The organism is Collinsella sp. D33t1_170424_A12, assembly GCF_015554865.1.
In the GTDB taxonomy this organism is placed as follows: domain Bacteria; phylum Actinomycetota; class Coriobacteriia; order Coriobacteriales; family Coriobacteriaceae; genus Collinsella.
This window is the reverse complement of the sequence record NZ_JADNJJ010000201.1, coordinates 1-14,164: the sequence shown is the minus strand read 5'-3', so window position 1 is coordinate 14,164 and position 14,164 is coordinate 1. Positions and strand designations below refer to the sequence as shown.

Sequence of the window (14,164 nt, the reverse complement as noted above, 5' to 3'; positions counted from 1 at the left end):
ATCCTAACTGTGAACAAGGTTCATCTGAACGCGGTTCATCATAGTGACGGAATATCACCGATGCAACGGCGGGGTTGTATCGTTTGGTATTGGCATGAATTCTTCACAGCGTTGTTCACCTTGGGTAAGGTTATGATGAACCGAGTTCATTTGGGGCCCGAGGGAGGAACATATGGGAAGCAAGCCCGCGATAACACGGGAGGCCATTCTTTCGGTCGCGTACGAGCGCGCGCAGCGGGAGGGGATGGCGTCGTTGGGTATCCGCACGATCGCGAACGAGTGCGGCGTCGCCATCGGCACGATCTACAACTATTTCCCCGATAAGGCGTCGTTGGTGACGGAGGTCGTGGCCCGCTTCTGGCACGCGGCTATCGAGGAGGCCGGCGTGCTCACGCAGGCCGAGGAGAGTTCCGAGGGCTCCGAGGGCACGCTGATGGTGTACTGCCGCTGCCTCGCCCAGGGCCTTACGGAGTCGCTCGACCGTTTTCAGGCGAGCTGGCTGCGCGAGGCGGCGAACCTCGACGCGCGCTCGCTGAAGCGTTCGCGCGAGGCCGAGGAGGAGTGCTTCCGCGGCATCTGCGAGGGTATCGCGCGCCATATCGAGGGCGACACGGCGATCCGTGCCCGCGCGCGCGAGGAATTCGAGACCGAGCAGCTGGCGAATTTCATCTGGAAGGGTATGTTCGCCTCCATCAAGATGGGCGATCCGTCCTGCAAGACGCTGTTCACGCTGCTTGAGATGGCGCTGTACGACTAGCGTTTCGAAGGGGCGGGCGCCGAAGGACCGGGCCCGCCATCGCCTACGCCGCCGTGTTTTGGCGCTTCGCGGGCGCGATCGCCGCGCATTGGGTCCGCGCACCCGGCGCGGTGCGGGCGGGCCGGCTCTCGGGTCGGCGCAACGACCGCGAAGCCTGCACACTTCCCGGGCGGGCGCATGGTATAACAGGGAGACCATACTTGCGCACAAACACCTCAACCGAACAAGGCGCCATCATGAGAACTTCCACCAACAACAGGGGCGGTTTTTCCGTCTACCAAAGCGCGCGCGATGCAGGGCGCGCCTCGCGTCCCGATGATCGGGAGGCGGACGGCCGCATGCCCCGTTCGGGCGCCGGCTCCACCGCCGTCCCCCGTGGTCCGCGTACGGTGCAGCTCACATCGGCGCGTCGCCCGGTGACGGGCGTCCCGTACGCTCGCGATGCATATGATGGCGGTCGCTCGCATCGCGAGGGCGATTATGCGCGCGCTGCCGGGGCCGACCGCGCGGAAGCGGCCGACCGTGCGCCGCGAGGCGCGTCGGGCGCGCGGCGGACGCCGGATCGCGCGGGGGCGGCGGACCGTGCGCCGCGAGGCGCGGCGGGCGCTCGGCGGACGCCGGATCGCGCGGGGGCGGGTCGGTCGCGCGGGGCGTCCCGGTCCGGCCGGCCGGCCGCCACGCCGATGGCCGAGCGCGTGGCCGCTCGCGCCGCGAGCCGGCGCCGAAGCGAGGCGCAGCGCAACAACCTGATGAAATACGCGGGCGATAACGCGTTCGTCCAGCTGGTCTACGACATCGTCGCCGGGCGGTTTCGCTTCGTCTTCTACGCGGCCGTGGCGGCGGTTATCCTCGTGAGCCTGTACGGGCCGGTGGCCGACCTCTATGCCGCGCATCGCACGAACGCGATCCTGCAGGAGCAGCAGGCTATCGGGCAGCGCTATACCGACGACCTGCAGGGCCAGGTCGACAAGCTGCTGTCCAAAGAGGGCATCGAGAGCGCGGCGCGCGAGCAGGGGATGGCCAAGCCGGGCGAGCAGCCCATCATCATCGAGGGCCTTCCCGACGACGGCGAGGATTCCGGGATTCCCGGGAGCGCGAGCGATGTCGAGCGCGCCCAGCGCGAGGTCCTCGACAAAGCGCTCAACGAGGCGCCTTGGTACTACGAGGTGCTCGATTCGTTGCTCGGTTATACGGGGCCGGTGGGTCAGGTGCCCTCGGCGCCCAGCGAGTAGGGGGCGTGGCTATGATGCGGGGACGTACCATGCGCGTGGCGACGATCGATATCGGAACGGTCTCGTCGCGCTTGCTGCTGGCGACGCTCGAGGACGGGCGCATCGCGTCATCGAGCAAACGCACGCATATCACCGATCTGGGCGAGGGCGTGGATGCGACGGGACGCCTGCTGGACGAGGCGATCTCGCGCGTTCTTGCCGCTTGCGCCGAGTTCGCCCAGCTCATCAACGAGTTTGATCCGTGCGCCACCGTGCTCACGCTCACAAGTGCCGCGCGCGATGCGAGCAACGGTGCGGTACTGCTCGATGGCTTGAGGGGGCTGGGGTTTTCGCCCCAGGTCATTCCCGGCGAGGTCGAGGGCCGTCTTACCTTCCTGGGCGTGGCGCGCGATTTCGAGGGCGAGCGCATCGCGGTTGCCGATTCGGGCGGCGGGTCGACGGAAATCGTCGTTGGCAGCTATGTCGAAGGCGAGGCGCTTGCCGTGGAGGCGCTGCGATCGTTGGATGTGGGATGCCGGCGTATAACCGAGCGCTTCGCGCTGGCAGGGCCCGTGGACGAGGCACGCGTAGAGGAGGCCGCGCGCTGGGCGCGCGGGGAGTTCGACGGCTATTGGGCCTCGCTGCCCGTGCGGCCCGACCGTTTGGTCGCCGTGGGCGGAACCGTGACCACGCTGGTGGCGATGGCGCGCCGCATGGCGGTGTACGACTCGTCGCAGGTGCACCTGTCGGTGCTCGCCCTCGACGAAGTCGAACGCGCGGTCGAGCGCTTGCGCGCGCTGGGCGCCGAGGATATCGCGCGGCTCCCGGGTATCCAGCCCAAGCGCGCTCCGGTGATCCTCGGAGGCGCGCTGGTGGTGCGCGAGCTCATGCGCGCGGGCGGCTACCGCGATCTTACGGTGAGCGAGAACAGCCTTATGGCCGGTATGGCCGCTACCGTGTTCGAGACGGTCGAGGGTGTATCTCCTACAATCGGATGGAGTCCGGCGATATCGCGCTAACAGCGTGCGCGGCGTGGTAGACTCTCTCATCACGGGGGCGTGGCGGAATTGGCATACGCAGGAGACTTAAAATCTTCGGCCGAAAGGATTGTGGGTTCGAGTCCCACCGCCCCTACCATGGAATTAAGGCCCTCCGGCAACGGAGGGCCTTTTCGTTTACGGGCGCCTTGCGGCGGACACGACCCCGGGAGGGCGCGGAGCCGAGCGAAAGGGGAGGCTGTCGGCCTCCTTGCCGCCACCGTTCCGCGTCGAGCCCCCCGTCGCTCCTCGCCGCCACCGTTCCGCGTCGAGCCCCCCGTCGCTCCTCGCCGTCGCCTTTCCGCGTCGAGCCCCCCGTCGCTCCTTGCCGTCACCTTTCCGCGTCGAATTCCTTGTCAGCGACATTTCCTGACGCAATGATTCGGCAGCAGGGCCCTTGCGTCAGATATTCGCGAGGATGCGGCTGGCGTGCATTTTTTCTGACGAGGACAATCGCTGCCCGCGCTTTTCTCTCGCCAGCTAGCAGAATTCGGCCCCCTTGGCGTCAGAAAACCGCGCTCCGCACACCAGGCGTCACGTTTTGACGCGTCCCACGGGTTTCGGCGCGTTTTTCCGACGCGAGCGTCCTTGGCGATTTGCTTTACGTCGGGAATCCGCGGGAAATCCGGCTTCCGTGCGCTTTTCGGACGTAAAGGCTTGGTGCTTCGTTTGCTTCGGCACGGCCCCGTGTCGATCCTCGCGCCGGTCGCCTTTCCCGATGCAAGCCCGACCGGCGCCTCATGATACGTTGCAATTGCATGTTTTGTTGTGCTTTCGTTGGCGTTTGTGCATGAAGGCGGTACACTTAGGGGCGCTATAGTGCCATGAAAGGAGACTTCATCCATGAAGAAGATCGTTCTTGCTTGCGGTTCCGGCGTCGCCACCTCCACTGCCGTTGCGAAGAAGGTTGAGGCCCTGCTCGACGCGAACGGCTACGAGGGTGCCTACACCATCGTCCAGTGCGCCATCGCCGAGGCTGCTGCCAACTGCGCCGATGCCGACCTGCTGGTCGCCACCACCGTGGCTCCCGAAGGCATCACCTGCGCCTATGTGAGCGGCGTGCCCTTCCTCACCGGCATGGGCAAGGCCGATGCCGAGAAGCAGATCCTGGACGTCATGGCCCAGTAAGATCGCTGCCGAAATCGATCTGGTGTAAGCCCGGGCCTCTGGCCTGGGCTTTTCTTTGTCACTGCTCCCTCGCGGAACTTTTTCAAAAAAAGTTGGAAATTCTCGCTTGTATCGCGCAGAGTTATTCGATACTATAAGACAGCACGCGGGCGTGGCGGAATTGGCAGACGCGTATGGTTCAGGTCCATATGGGGGCAACCCCGTGAAGGTTCAAGTCCTTTCGCCCGCACCATCAAATGTAAAAGGCTCCTTCGGGAGCCTTTTTGCTATTGAAATCCTATAGTGCCTCCCCTTTGTTGCCCTATACGACCCGCGGAGCGTAGTTTCTCGCGCATGCGTATGGTCCTCTCTTTATGCGTATGCGTTTGTGTCGTTTAACGCCTCCATGGCGGTCCAACTGTATACGCATAATCAATTGGATGGCAAAAGGCATACGCACAACGGGGGTTGTAGGGATAAAAATGTGCTCGGTATCGAAACACGCTTTGAGTCCTATAACCCGGATTGGCCTTTTCGTCCTCGGCGCACGGTGGAATAACCGCTATGGCGCCGGCGAGGATGCCTAGGGTGTGCCCTACTCCTCGCCAGCATCCTTATCCAGGGACTCGGCGGCGGCATCCGAGGGGTCTCCCTTGCCGAACAGCCAGCCGGTAAGCAATCCCACAAGCGGCATCAGCCATTTGGCGAGCATCGGGTAGCTCACCGCAAGCACCAGGAACGCGAGGATGTTGCCGCTCAGCAGGACAAAGACCATGGGCAGGCTGAAGATGAAGATCGCGGCGCGGCCAGCGGTGCTTTTCCACATATGACGCAGGTAGATAACGCCGGAGTGCCAAAGAAACGCGAGCAGGAACATCGCGACGCCTCCGAAGAGCGATAGGCCGATCGCCGCGAGCAGACCGTCCGTCTCGATGAACGGCGGGATCGCGTTGCCCCAATCGTCGACGCGTTGATCCAAACAAAACGACCAACTCCAAGCGAAGCCCATGACGCCGAACGCGACATCGATGAGGCACCCAATCTTACCGGTGCCGCGCCGCAGCGACCTGCCAAAAGAAACGTCGAACTTCGTCGGTATGCCCATGACCATCCCCCGATCGTATTTCTGCGTGTCGGAACCCTATAGCTGGTGACCCGCTATAGGGACGAGCTGCTTTTCCAGTAGTCTAACCCGGCAGGAGGAAGAGCTGGTGAAAGCCATCGCTGAACTCGTTCTCGTCGAGGACCCAGCTGCCGTCCTCCTTCGCGAGCTTTATGGTGACGAACGCCATGTCCGTCTTTTTGGAAGAGAATGCCTTATCGTAGAACGAGCGCAGCTGCGCTTTTTGCTCATTGCTCAGCGCCCCGTCGTTGGTGTAGACCGATAGGCCGATATCACGTAGGTAGCGCTTGGCCTCATTCTCGAAATCGAAGTACATCTCGTAGATGCCGAGCGCCTGGGCGTCGATGTGGACCGTTGCATACGGATTGTCGGAATCAGGGAAGGCAGATGCGTTCGAGATGTCAAAGGAAAAGGCTCCGATTGCGAGCTCTGCGATCGGCTGCACATCGATGCCGAGTTCTTCGGGCGTTCGGGAAAAGTCGTCAAGGACGCTCTTTTCCATCCAGCTCGTGATGCGTTGGACGGCGTCGCTGTGCTGCGGGGAGTCAGGCGTCGTGATGTCGGAAAGCCGGTCCTCGACGAGGGTGCGGCATATCTCGGCATCCTCGCTGTGGAGCGGATCGGTGGGCGCGTATTCGTCGCTTGGGGGCTCAGCGGAGGTGGAGCTGAAGAACGATTCATATATGATGCTTCCGGCCTTGAAGGCTATGAGCATGAGCATGAAGATGAGCAGGGACTGGATGGTTAGTCGTTTCACGGTTGCTCCAGGGGGTGGGGTGCTGGGGTTGCTTGCCGGTGTGCTGCCTGAAGGCGCCTCTTTGGGGTGGCGCTAGGCGGGCATGCCGAAGGCGTAGTCGCAATACCGTTCGAAATCCGCCTCGTCGATGGTCCAGGCGCCGTCCTGGAGGGTGAGCCTCACGCACATCGTCGACTCGCGCGACCCCGTCTCGACCATCGCTGCCTGCAGGATGCCGGCGATATCGGTTTTCTGGGTATCGACGAGCTCCTTGCCCTGCTTGATGTCGAGAAGGTAGAGCTCCTGATCGCGCAGGTAATCGTATAGATTGCTTTGGAACTCGAAGTACATGGTCATCATCGAGCATGACTCGATATCGAAGTAGACGGAGGCATGCGGATCTTCGGCCTCTGGGAACGCGTTCGTGGAGCTCTCCTCGTAGACGAGCGAGCTTATGACCCATTCGGCGACGATTGAGGGGTCGATTCCCAGCTCGTCGGGTGTGCAGCCGAAGTCCGTCTCGACGCGCTGGGCGAAGGCCGCCGCGATGCGGCCCGCCTCCGCGTCGTGCTCGGGGGAGCCCGGGAGCACGAGGTGCTCCAAGCGGGCGTTGGCGAGCTCGAGGCTCTGGGCTTCGGGGGAGTTCTCGTCTTCTTCGAAGGCGGGTATGTCGTATGCGGGGACGTCGTAGGGATCCTCGGGCGCTCTGGACGTGAAGAGGACTGATGTACAGCTCACGATTCTGCCGCCGATGGACAAGAGGAGGGAGAGCAGCCAGATGCCCAAAAACACTTTGAAGATGCGGCCCGCGGTCCTGCCGGCGGATGTGCCGCGTGCCTGCTGCACGCGGTCGCGGCGGGAGGTCTCGCGCTCCTGCGCCGCCGTCGAGCGCTTGCGTGCTCGTCCCTTCGTCCGCGCGCTGCCCGATTTTCCCCGGGAGGTGGTCCCGGATTCGTCGGCGTCCCAGGGCCCCTTCGCTTCTCCGGCATCGCGGCGTGATTCCTCATGAGGTTCGTCTGCGCTGTCGTAGGCCTCGGAGCCGGGGTCTTGCCAGGGGAGCGTGGGCTCGCCCGCGTTGAACGGGTCGGTGTTGGAGTCGCGCGTGAACATGGTGCCTCCCGGGTCGCACATGTGCCTGGCGCCAGTATAGCGTGCCGCACCGCCTGCGAGTCCGCGCGTCGGCGGGCGCATGCGGTCTCGCGCGCGGGGTTTTGGAGCCCGTCCCTCCGCCCCGCCCAACCCTGTTCCACGGCGTCCCCGCTGCATGGGCGCCTCTCTCCACGGCAGGCTCCCCGTTCGGCCACCCCTCTGCGGCGCGCTCGCCGTCCGGCTCCTGCGGCGCGTCATCCAGCGGCCGCGTTCCCGCTTCGCTAACCGTGCCCCCTGGGGCCGTCGGCCGCCCGGCGCTTCCCGCCGTACCCCTTTCCTCGTAAAAAGGGCGTGATCGGGCGAAGCCCGTGCATGTAAACGACCGCGCTTGGGTAGCGTATGGGCATATGTGACCCTCGACCGCACCGCTATGAAAAGGAGCACCGCATGATCGCATCCCCTTTGAGCGTCGCCGATCCCGCCGTCGCAACGGCCGTTGCCGATGAGCTCGTCCGCCAACGGCGAACCATCGAGCTCATCGCGTCCGAGAACTTCACCAGCCCCGCCGTCATCGAGGCCGTGGGCAGCGTCCTTACCAACAAATACGCCGAAGGCTATCCGCGCCACCGTTACTACGGAGGCTGCGAGCGCGTCGACGTTGTGGAGGACCTCGCGCGCGACCGCGCCTGCGAGCTCTTTGGCTGCAGATTCGCCAACGTCCAGCCCCACTGCGGCGCCAACGCCAACCTCGCCGCCTACGCTGCGCTCGTCGAGCCCGGCGACACCATCTTGGGTATGAGCCTGGACCAGGGCGGCCACCTCACGCACGGCAGCCCGGTCAATTTCTCCGGCAAGCTGTATAACTTCGTGCCCTACGGCCTCGACCTCGCCACCGAGACCATCGACTACGACGAGCTCGAGCGCCTGGCGCGCGAGCACCGGCCCAAGCTCATCGTGGGCGGCGCGTCGGCCTATCCGCGCACCATCGACTTCGAGCGCATGGCCGCCGTCGCGCACGAGGTGGGGGCGCGCTTCATGGTCGACATGGCGCACATCGCCGGCCTCGTCGCCGCGGGCGCGCATCCCTCGCCGGTGCCGTACGCCGATGTCGTCACCTCCACGAGCCACAAGACCCTGCGCGGTCCGCGCGGCGGGTTCATTCTCACCAACGACGAGGGCCTCGCGCGCAAGATCGACAAGGCCGTGTTCCCGGGCGCCCAGAGCGGCCCGCTCATGCACGTCATCGCGGGCAAGGCCGTGGCGTTCGGCGAGGCCCTGCAGCCGGCGTTTGCCGAGTATATCGACCGCGTGGTGGAAAACGCCGCGGCGCTGGGCGAGGGCCTGGTCGCCGGCGGTCTGCGCCTCGTGTCGGGCGGCACCGACAACCACCTGTGCCTGGTCGATCTTACGCCAGCCGACGTCACCGGTAGGGACGCCGAGCGCTTCCTCGACGAGGCGGGCCTCACGGTCAACAAGAACTCGATACCCGGCGAGCCGCGTTCTCCGTTCGTGACCAGCGGTATCCGCGTGGGCTCGGCCGCAGGCACCACGCGCGGCTTCACAGCCGACGAGTTCCGCGAGATGGGCGGTCTTATCGCGCGCGTCGTGTTCGCGCGAGGCGATGCCGCCGAGGTGGCCCGCGCCCGCGCCCGCGTCGACGAGCTTCTGGCGGCCCACCCGCTCTATCCCGAGCTGGGCTAGGGGGCGCGGCAGAGGACGCGCGCGGGGCCGCGACGACTTGTCGAGGCGCACTCGTCCGCGGTCGGGTCCGCGGGCTGCGATGGCGACCTCGCATTGCGCCGCCGGACCCGCGCGTCCGTTCATCCGCCTATACTGGTGGCTCGTACAACTCACTCGTAGGAAACGGGAGGCAGCATGCTCTCAGTGGAAACGGCCAAGATCGGCTTCATCGGTTTCGGCAACATGGCGTCCGCGATGGCGGACGGCTGGATCGCATCGGGCCGCGTGCCCGCGGGCAACCTGTATGCGTGCGCCAGCCGCTTCGACGCGTTGCAGGCTCGCTGCGAGGCGCGCGGCATGCGCGCACTCGAGACGGCGCGCGAGCTGGTCGAGACGGTCGACGTCGTCGTGGTCGCCATCAAGCCGTATCTTATCGAGGAGGTCCTCTCTCCGTTGGCGGACGTTCTGGCCGACCGCGCCGTCCTCTCGGTCGCCGCGGGCTGGAACTGTGGGCGCTACAGCGCGCTGCTTCCGGGCGTCGGCACGCTGTCCACGATCCCCAACACGCCGGTTTCCATCAACGAGGGCGTTATAGCGTGCGAACGCACCACCACGCTCGACGAGGACGGCGCCGTTCTCGTTCGCGGGCTCCTCGGGCTGCTGGGTTCGGTGGTCGAAGTCGAGAGCCGCCTGCTCTCCGTCGCGGGTACCGTGGGCGGCTGCTCCCCGGCCTTCATCGCCATGGTGATCGAGGCCCTGGCCGATGCCGCCGTCAAGCACGGCATCCCGCGCGCCACGGCGTACACGATGGTGAGCCAGATGGTGGCCGGCACAGCGAAGCTGCAGCTCGCAACCGGTGCGCACCCCGGCGCTATGAAAGATGCCGTCTGCTCGCCCGGCGGCACCACCATCCGCGGCGTGGCAGAGCTCGAGGCCGCGGGCATGCGTTCGGCGTTCATCCGCGCCATCGACGCGATCGAGGGCTAGGAATCGTCCCGTTCGTTCGCTTGATACGGAAAAGCGCCCCTTCTCGCCTGCGGTTGCAGCGAGAAGGGGCGCTTCGCGTAAGGCATGGGAGCGTGCGGTGAGCCTGGAGCGGGCTGTGGCGTGCAGCCGGATGCGCGGGCTTGGTGTTCCGACAGCCGACGGGGCGTTCGGCTGATCGGCCTGCTGCCGGCTCGAGGCATGTCGGGCCTTCGGGCTAGTCCCAGAAGCTGTCGTCGCCGTCCTGCTTGGGTCCACGGTCCACATAGAGCTTGTGCGTGCGCTTCTCCATCACAAAGGCGATGATGCCGAAGAGCGCGATGCCGATGAGGAAGAGCGCGGCGAAACCCTCGCGCGTGCCGAACAAAAAGGAAAAAATAGCGTCCATATGATGCCTTCTCGCCTTCTCAAGTAAGGAAAAACTCTCACAAGTATATACTGGCGAGAGCGGCGTTTCGGCGCCACTTGGAATTGCACATGAGCAGCGCGTGAACCGGAGGAACCATGCTCGATATCAAATTTGTCCGCGAGAACCCCGATGCCCTCGATGAGGCTATGGCGAATCGCCAGGGCTCTTGGGATCGCGAGAAGTTCTTCGAGCTCGATGGCGAGCGCCGTGCCGTCATCACCGAGGTTGAGGAGCTGCAGGCCCAGCGCAACGCCGAGTCCAAGAAGATCGGCATGCTGATGAAGGAGGGCAAGCGCGAGGAGGCCGACGCCGCCAAGGAGGCCGTGCGCTTGGTTAACGAGAAGATCGAGGGCCTCTCCGGCCGTCGCGCCGAGCTCGAGGCGGAGCAGGCCGACTTCATGGCTCGCATCCCCAACATCCCCGGCGAGGCCACGCCCGTGGGCAAGAACGAGGACGAGAATCCCGAGCGCCGTCGCGTGGGCGAGCCCCGCGACTTCGCCGCCGAGGGCTTCGAGCCCAAGGCTCACTGGGACCTGGGCGTCGAGACCGGCATCCTGGACTTCGATCGCGGCGCCAAGCTGTCCGGCGCGCGCTTCACGGTGCTGTCCGGCGCCGGCGCAACGCTCGACCGCGCGCTGCAGAACTTCTTCCTCAACACGCACATCTCCCGCGGCTTCACCGAGTTCATCCCGCCGGTCATCGTCAACCGCGAGATCATGTACGGCACCGGTCAGCTGCCGAAGTTCGAGGACGACGCCTACCATACCGGCGAGGACCAGTTCCTGATCCCCACCGCCGAGGTCGCCCTCACCAACCTGCACGCCGGCGAGACGCTCGATGCCTCTCAGCTGCCGCTGCGCTATACCGCGGGCACCCCGTGCTTCCGCGAGGAGGCGGGCTCTGCCGGTCGCGACACGCGCGGTATCATCCGCCAGCACCAGTTCACCAAGGTCGAGATGGTCAAGTTCGCCCGCCCCGAGGAGTCCGATGCCGAGCTCGAGAGCATGGTGGCCGAAGCCGAGTTCATCCTCCAGCAGCTCGGCCTGCCCTACCGCGTGATCTCGCTGTGCACCGGCGACCTGGGCTTCTCCGCCCGTCAGACCTACGACATCGAGGTCTGGCTGCCGAGCTACAACGCTTACAAGGAGATCTCCTCCTGCTCCAACTGCGGTGACTTCCAGGCTCGTCGCGCGAACATCAAGTACCGCGACCCCGAGAACTTCAAGGGCGCGCGTTTCGTGCACACGCTCAACGGCTCCGGCCTGCCCACCGGCCGCACCATGGCCGCCATCATGGAGAACTACCAGAACGCCGACGGCTCCATCACGGTGCCCGAGGTCCTGCGCCCCTACATGGGCGGTATCGAGCGCATCGAGCCGATCGCGTAGCTGTCTCATTGTAGGTATTCGATAGGCGCATCTCTTCCATGCGAAATACCTAGGGTAAACAGAAGCTGCTCTTGATGGGTGAACTGCCTCCCATTTCCTGGACGTAAAAGTCGAAGTCTCGGAGATGGGAGGCTTTTCATGATGATCTGTAACGGGAATGATAGGGAGCTGGCAGCGGGTGCTCCTACTGCGGAATCGGCCACAGGGCTGTTGTTTCGCAGGGTGGGACGCGTCGTGTGCAATCTTGCCGACTTTACGCATCTATTTCTAGAATCGAATTGTATACAATTCAGATATCAATTAAATTACCTGGGATTTTGCCATCTAAACAGGTGGCCCTACTCGGCGTTTTCCAACAAGCCTGTGAAAAGTCGGCAAGATTGCGCAGCAAGTTGCTCCGTGGGCCCTGCGCGCGGGCGAAACGCGGCGCCGGCTTATAGGTTCGAGAAGAAGCGAAGCGCGTTGTCGCCGCAGAGCTTGGCGGTGATCGGCTCGCCGAATCGGGCATCGAGGAGCTTTTGGAACGTGGGCATGTCCGCGGCCGTGGCGATGCAAGCGGGGGTATCGCAACCATCGAAGTCGCTGCCCAGGGCCACGACGTCCTCGCCGTCGCGCTCGAGCCAACGGTCGATATGGCGCGAGATGTCGTCGAAGTCGGGCGCGCCGTCCGCGCGCAGGAAGTCGCGGCAGAAGTTGAGGCCCACGAGGCCGCCCCGCTCGCGGATCAGGTCGAACTGCGCATCGGTGAGGTTGCGCGGATGCCCGCATACCGCGCGGCTGTTGGAGTGGCTGGCCACGAGCGGCGCATCCGTGCTGGCCGCGACGTCTGCGAAGCAGCGGTCGTTCAGATGCGAGACGTCGATTGCCATGCCAACCCGTGCCATGCGCGCCAGCGCGGCTCGTCCGGCCTGCGTGAGACCCTCATCGGTGTCGTGGCCGCTCGCCAGCGGCCCGGCGGCGTTCCAGCTCAGCGAGGCCATCAGCACCCCGCGCCCTCGCGCCTCGTCCACCAGGTGCGGGTCGAGCGCGAAAAAGCGGGCGTTTTCGATGGTGCGCACGAGCGCTAGGCAACCATCGGCCAGGATGCCCGGGATGTCGCGCCCATCGGCGGCCGGGCGAACCCGTCCCGCGCATTCGTCGAGCTGCCGGTCGATATCGGCCTGGATGTGCTGATAGAACCCGAGCGCCTGCTCGGGGGAGAGCTCGTCGGGGATGAAGCAGGCGAAGCACTGCGCCCATGGCGTGTCGCCGATCGCGTCGAGCGAGATGTGGCAACGGTTTGATGCGAGCGAGCGACAACCGTGCGGATCGAGCTCGTCGCCCGGGCCGTAAAACGCCAGGCCCGTTGCCTCCTTGTACGCGCGGGGTAGCGTCTGCCACGCCAGGCGGTCGGCGGTGTCGCAGTGCAGATCGAAGACGGCATGCATGGCTAGCGCGCACCTCCGTGCGGATGCTCGGCATCCTCCATATCGAGGTGCAGCGTCTGCTCCACGACCTTCATGAGCTCGTCGTCGCTGATGGAGGGGTTGAGCTTGAGCAGCCCGACCATGCCGAAGATCACGACGCAGAACATCTCGTACACCAGGTCGATCTCAACGCGATGGAATTGGGCGTACTCGCTGGCAACGCAGGCGTTGAGCGCGTTGACGGTTTCGCGTACGGCGCGCACGTCGAAGGCGTCGCGTATGCCCAGCTCCTCGACGACGCGGATCATGGGGCGGCTGTTGCCGGCTGCATCGTAGAGCGTTCGGCGAAACGTCTGGACGCAACCGCGGAGCGACTGCTCGGTTTTGCCGAACTCGCGCCCCTCGTTCCATACCATGGCGCTTTCGACCAGGTCCTCGATGTAGTCGTCGACGACGGCCTGGGTGATTTCCTTCTTGCCGTGGAAGTAGTAGTAGATGAGCTCGCGCGTCACGCCCGCTTCGGCGGCTATGTCTTTAACGGTGGTCTTGGCAACCCCCTTGGCTTCGTAGAGGCTGCGTGCCGCCTGGGTGATCTGCCCTGCCTGGCCTGTCAGGCGCTTGCTTTCGACGGAGAGGCGGCTGGCATGGCCGTCGACTCGCCGCGGCTTGATGTGTTCTGATGAGATCATGGAAAGACCTTCGGGCGAAAAGAAATATGGGCACCCCATGTAAAACGGGGTGCCCATATTATACGGATCCTGTGAGTTTCATGATGCGCGGCGGACGGTTTTGTCGACAGAAGTACACGTATCGTGTCGCGCGCGTTGGGGGTTCCTAGCGGTTCTCGGCGACGACCTGCTGATAGGGCTTGGTATCGGCGTAGAGCTCGTCGCGCATGGGGTTGAGCTTGGCGCGGCGGATGCGCATGAGCTGGTAGACGGCCACGCCGATGTTGAAGGCCAGCGCGATGGCGCTCACGATGAAGAACGCGGTGGGGTTGTGCGTCGTGGGGATGGGCGCGATGCGGTCGGCGAACTGCGGGACGGTCATGATGAACATGATCCACAAGCCGAGCGTCTGCGCGCGATGCTGCAGCCATGCGCCGCGCTTGATGAAGAACGTGGGGATGGTGCAGGAGAGCAGCAGCGCCAGGCCGCAGTAGGCGGAGTGGTCGGAGATGCAGTTATAGGTGTAGGCGAAGTTCCACAGGTCGTAGGCGATGATCCAGGGCCAGATC

At 64.7% G+C, this 14,164-nt stretch carries 14 protein-coding genes and 2 tRNA genes; 9 read left to right on the top strand and 7 right to left on the bottom strand.

The genetic code is table 11. From position 1 onward, the window contains the following. The first annotated feature begins 172 nt into the window (after nt 1–172). The 6 genes from I2E26_RS08380 (at nt 173) to I2E26_RS08355 (ending at nt 4,365) form a co-directional block, all read left to right on the top strand. A complete protein-coding gene (locus tag I2E26_RS08380) occupies nt 173–757 on the top strand; it encodes a TetR/AcrR family transcriptional regulator (protein ID WP_195420365.1) in 585 nt (194 codons plus the stop codon). Between the two features lie 236 nt (nt 758–993). Beyond that, entirely contained in the window at nt 994–1,989 is a 996-nt protein-coding gene (locus tag I2E26_RS09140) for a septum formation initiator family protein (RefSeq protein WP_229056525.1), read from the top strand. A gap of 11 nt (nt 1,990–2,000) precedes the next feature. Then, nucleotides 2,001–2,987, top strand: a complete 987-nt coding sequence (locus tag I2E26_RS08370; RefSeq protein ID WP_195420364.1) for a hypothetical protein — start codon at nt 2,001–2,003, stop codon at nt 2,985–2,987. Nucleotides 2,988–3,020: 33 nt separating this feature from the next. Next, nucleotides 3,021–3,105 (top strand) — tRNA-Leu (locus tag I2E26_RS08365). Between the two features lie 743 nt (nt 3,106–3,848). Further along, entirely contained in the window at nt 3,849–4,133 is a 285-nt protein-coding gene (locus I2E26_RS08360; RefSeq protein WP_147588438.1) for a PTS sugar transporter subunit IIB, read from the top strand. A gap of 145 nt (nt 4,134–4,278) precedes the next feature. Continuing rightward, nucleotides 4,279–4,365, top strand: a tRNA-Leu gene (locus I2E26_RS08355). Nucleotides 4,366–4,707: 342 nt separating this feature from the next. On the opposite strand, the gene I2E26_RS08350 is transcribed toward I2E26_RS08355, so the two are convergent. The 3 genes from I2E26_RS08350 to I2E26_RS08340 form a co-directional block, all read right to left on the bottom strand. Beyond that, nucleotides 4,708–5,217 carry a hypothetical protein gene (locus I2E26_RS08350; protein ID WP_195420363.1) on the bottom strand — a complete coding sequence of 170 codons (510 nt, stop codon included), beginning with the start codon at nt 5,215–5,217 and terminating at the stop codon, nt 4,708–4,710. A gap of 82 nt (nt 5,218–5,299) precedes the next feature. Further along, complete coding sequence (locus I2E26_RS08345; protein WP_195420362.1) at nt 5,300–5,992, bottom strand: hypothetical protein; 693 nt, start codon at nt 5,990–5,992, stop codon at nt 5,300–5,302. Between the two features lie 72 nt (nt 5,993–6,064). Beyond that, complete coding sequence (locus I2E26_RS08340) at nt 6,065–7,081, bottom strand: hypothetical protein (RefSeq protein ID WP_195420361.1); 1,017 nt, start codon at nt 7,079–7,081, stop codon at nt 6,065–6,067. A gap of 426 nt (nt 7,082–7,507) precedes the next feature. On the opposite strand from I2E26_RS08340, the gene glyA reads away from it, so the two are divergent. Both glyA and proC read left to right on the top strand, forming a co-directional pair. Further along, on the top strand, nt 7,508–8,761 hold the full coding sequence (glyA, locus tag I2E26_RS08335; RefSeq protein WP_195420360.1) for a serine hydroxymethyltransferase: 1,254 nt from the start codon (nt 7,508–7,510) through the stop codon (nt 8,759–8,761). 174 nt (nt 8,762–8,935) lie between these two features. Further along, the gene (gene proC / locus I2E26_RS08330; RefSeq protein ID WP_195420359.1) at nt 8,936–9,727 is read left to right on the top strand and encodes a pyrroline-5-carboxylate reductase; all 792 of its coding nucleotides are present in this window, start codon (nt 8,936–8,938) and stop codon (nt 9,725–9,727) included. Between the two features lie 214 nt (nt 9,728–9,941). Here proC and I2E26_RS08325 read toward each other — a convergent pair whose 3' ends face one another. Beyond that, a complete protein-coding gene (locus I2E26_RS08325) occupies nt 9,942–10,112 on the bottom strand; it encodes a DUF6724 family protein (RefSeq protein WP_195420358.1) in 171 nt (56 codons plus the stop codon). 116 nt (nt 10,113–10,228) lie between these two features. Here I2E26_RS08325 and serS point away from each other — a divergent pair, with 116 nt between their 5' ends. Continuing rightward, entirely contained in the window at nt 10,229–11,521 is a 1,293-nt protein-coding gene (gene serS, locus I2E26_RS08320; protein ID WP_195420357.1) for a serine--tRNA ligase, read from the top strand. Nucleotides 11,522–11,955: 434 nt separating this feature from the next. Here the strand turns inward: serS and I2E26_RS08315 are convergent, their stop codons facing one another. From I2E26_RS08315 to I2E26_RS08305, 3 genes are all read right to left on the bottom strand, one after another. Beyond that, a complete protein-coding gene (locus tag I2E26_RS08315; protein ID WP_195420356.1) occupies nt 11,956–12,948 on the bottom strand; it encodes a dipeptidase in 993 nt (330 codons plus the stop codon). 2 nt (nt 12,949–12,950) lie between these two features. Beyond that, nucleotides 12,951–13,616 carry a TetR/AcrR family transcriptional regulator gene (locus I2E26_RS08310; RefSeq protein WP_147588446.1) on the bottom strand — a complete coding sequence of 222 codons (666 nt, stop codon included), beginning with the start codon at nt 13,614–13,616 and terminating at the stop codon, nt 12,951–12,953. 145 nt (nt 13,617–13,761) lie between these two features. Continuing rightward, nucleotides 13,762–14,164 (bottom strand): DUF5692 family protein (locus I2E26_RS08305; RefSeq protein ID WP_229056524.1); only part of this gene is annotated, 403 nt, incomplete at its 5' end.

What these genes read in the sequence shown, in the direction of transcription:
- I2E26_RS08380 (WP_195420365.1), top strand. Translation starts at nt 173, where the DNA reads ATGGGAAGCAAGCCCGCGATAACACGGGAGGCCATTCTTTCGGTCGCG.
- I2E26_RS09140 (WP_229056525.1), top strand. Translation starts at nt 994, where the DNA reads ATGAGAACTTCCACCAACAACAGGGGCGGTTTTTCCGTCTACCAAAGC.
- I2E26_RS08370 (WP_195420364.1), top strand. Translation starts at nt 2,001, where the DNA reads ATGATGCGGGGACGTACCATGCGCGTGGCGACGATCGATATCGGAACG.
- I2E26_RS08360 (WP_147588438.1), top strand. Translation starts at nt 3,849, where the DNA reads ATGAAGAAGATCGTTCTTGCTTGCGGTTCCGGCGTCGCCACCTCCACT.
- I2E26_RS08350 (WP_195420363.1), bottom strand. Translation starts at nt 5,217, where the DNA reads ATGGGCATACCGACGAAGTTCGACGTTTCTTTTGGCAGGTCGCTGCGG.
- I2E26_RS08340 (WP_195420361.1), bottom strand. Translation starts at nt 7,081, where the DNA reads ATGTTCACGCGCGACTCCAACACCGACCCGTTCAACGCGGGCGAGCCC.
- glyA (WP_195420360.1), top strand. Translation starts at nt 7,508, where the DNA reads ATGATCGCATCCCCTTTGAGCGTCGCCGATCCCGCCGTCGCAACGGCC.
- proC (WP_195420359.1), top strand. Translation starts at nt 8,936, where the DNA reads ATGCTCTCAGTGGAAACGGCCAAGATCGGCTTCATCGGTTTCGGCAAC.
- I2E26_RS08325 (WP_195420358.1), bottom strand. Translation starts at nt 10,112, where the DNA reads ATGGACGCTATTTTTTCCTTTTTGTTCGGCACGCGCGAGGGTTTCGCC.
- serS (WP_195420357.1), top strand. Translation starts at nt 10,229, where the DNA reads ATGCTCGATATCAAATTTGTCCGCGAGAACCCCGATGCCCTCGATGAG.
- I2E26_RS08315 (WP_195420356.1), bottom strand. Translation starts at nt 12,948, where the DNA reads ATGCATGCCGTCTTCGATCTGCACTGCGACACCGCCGACCGCCTGGCG.
- I2E26_RS08310 (WP_147588446.1), bottom strand. Translation starts at nt 13,616, where the DNA reads ATGATCTCATCAGAACACATCAAGCCGCGGCGAGTCGACGGCCATGCC.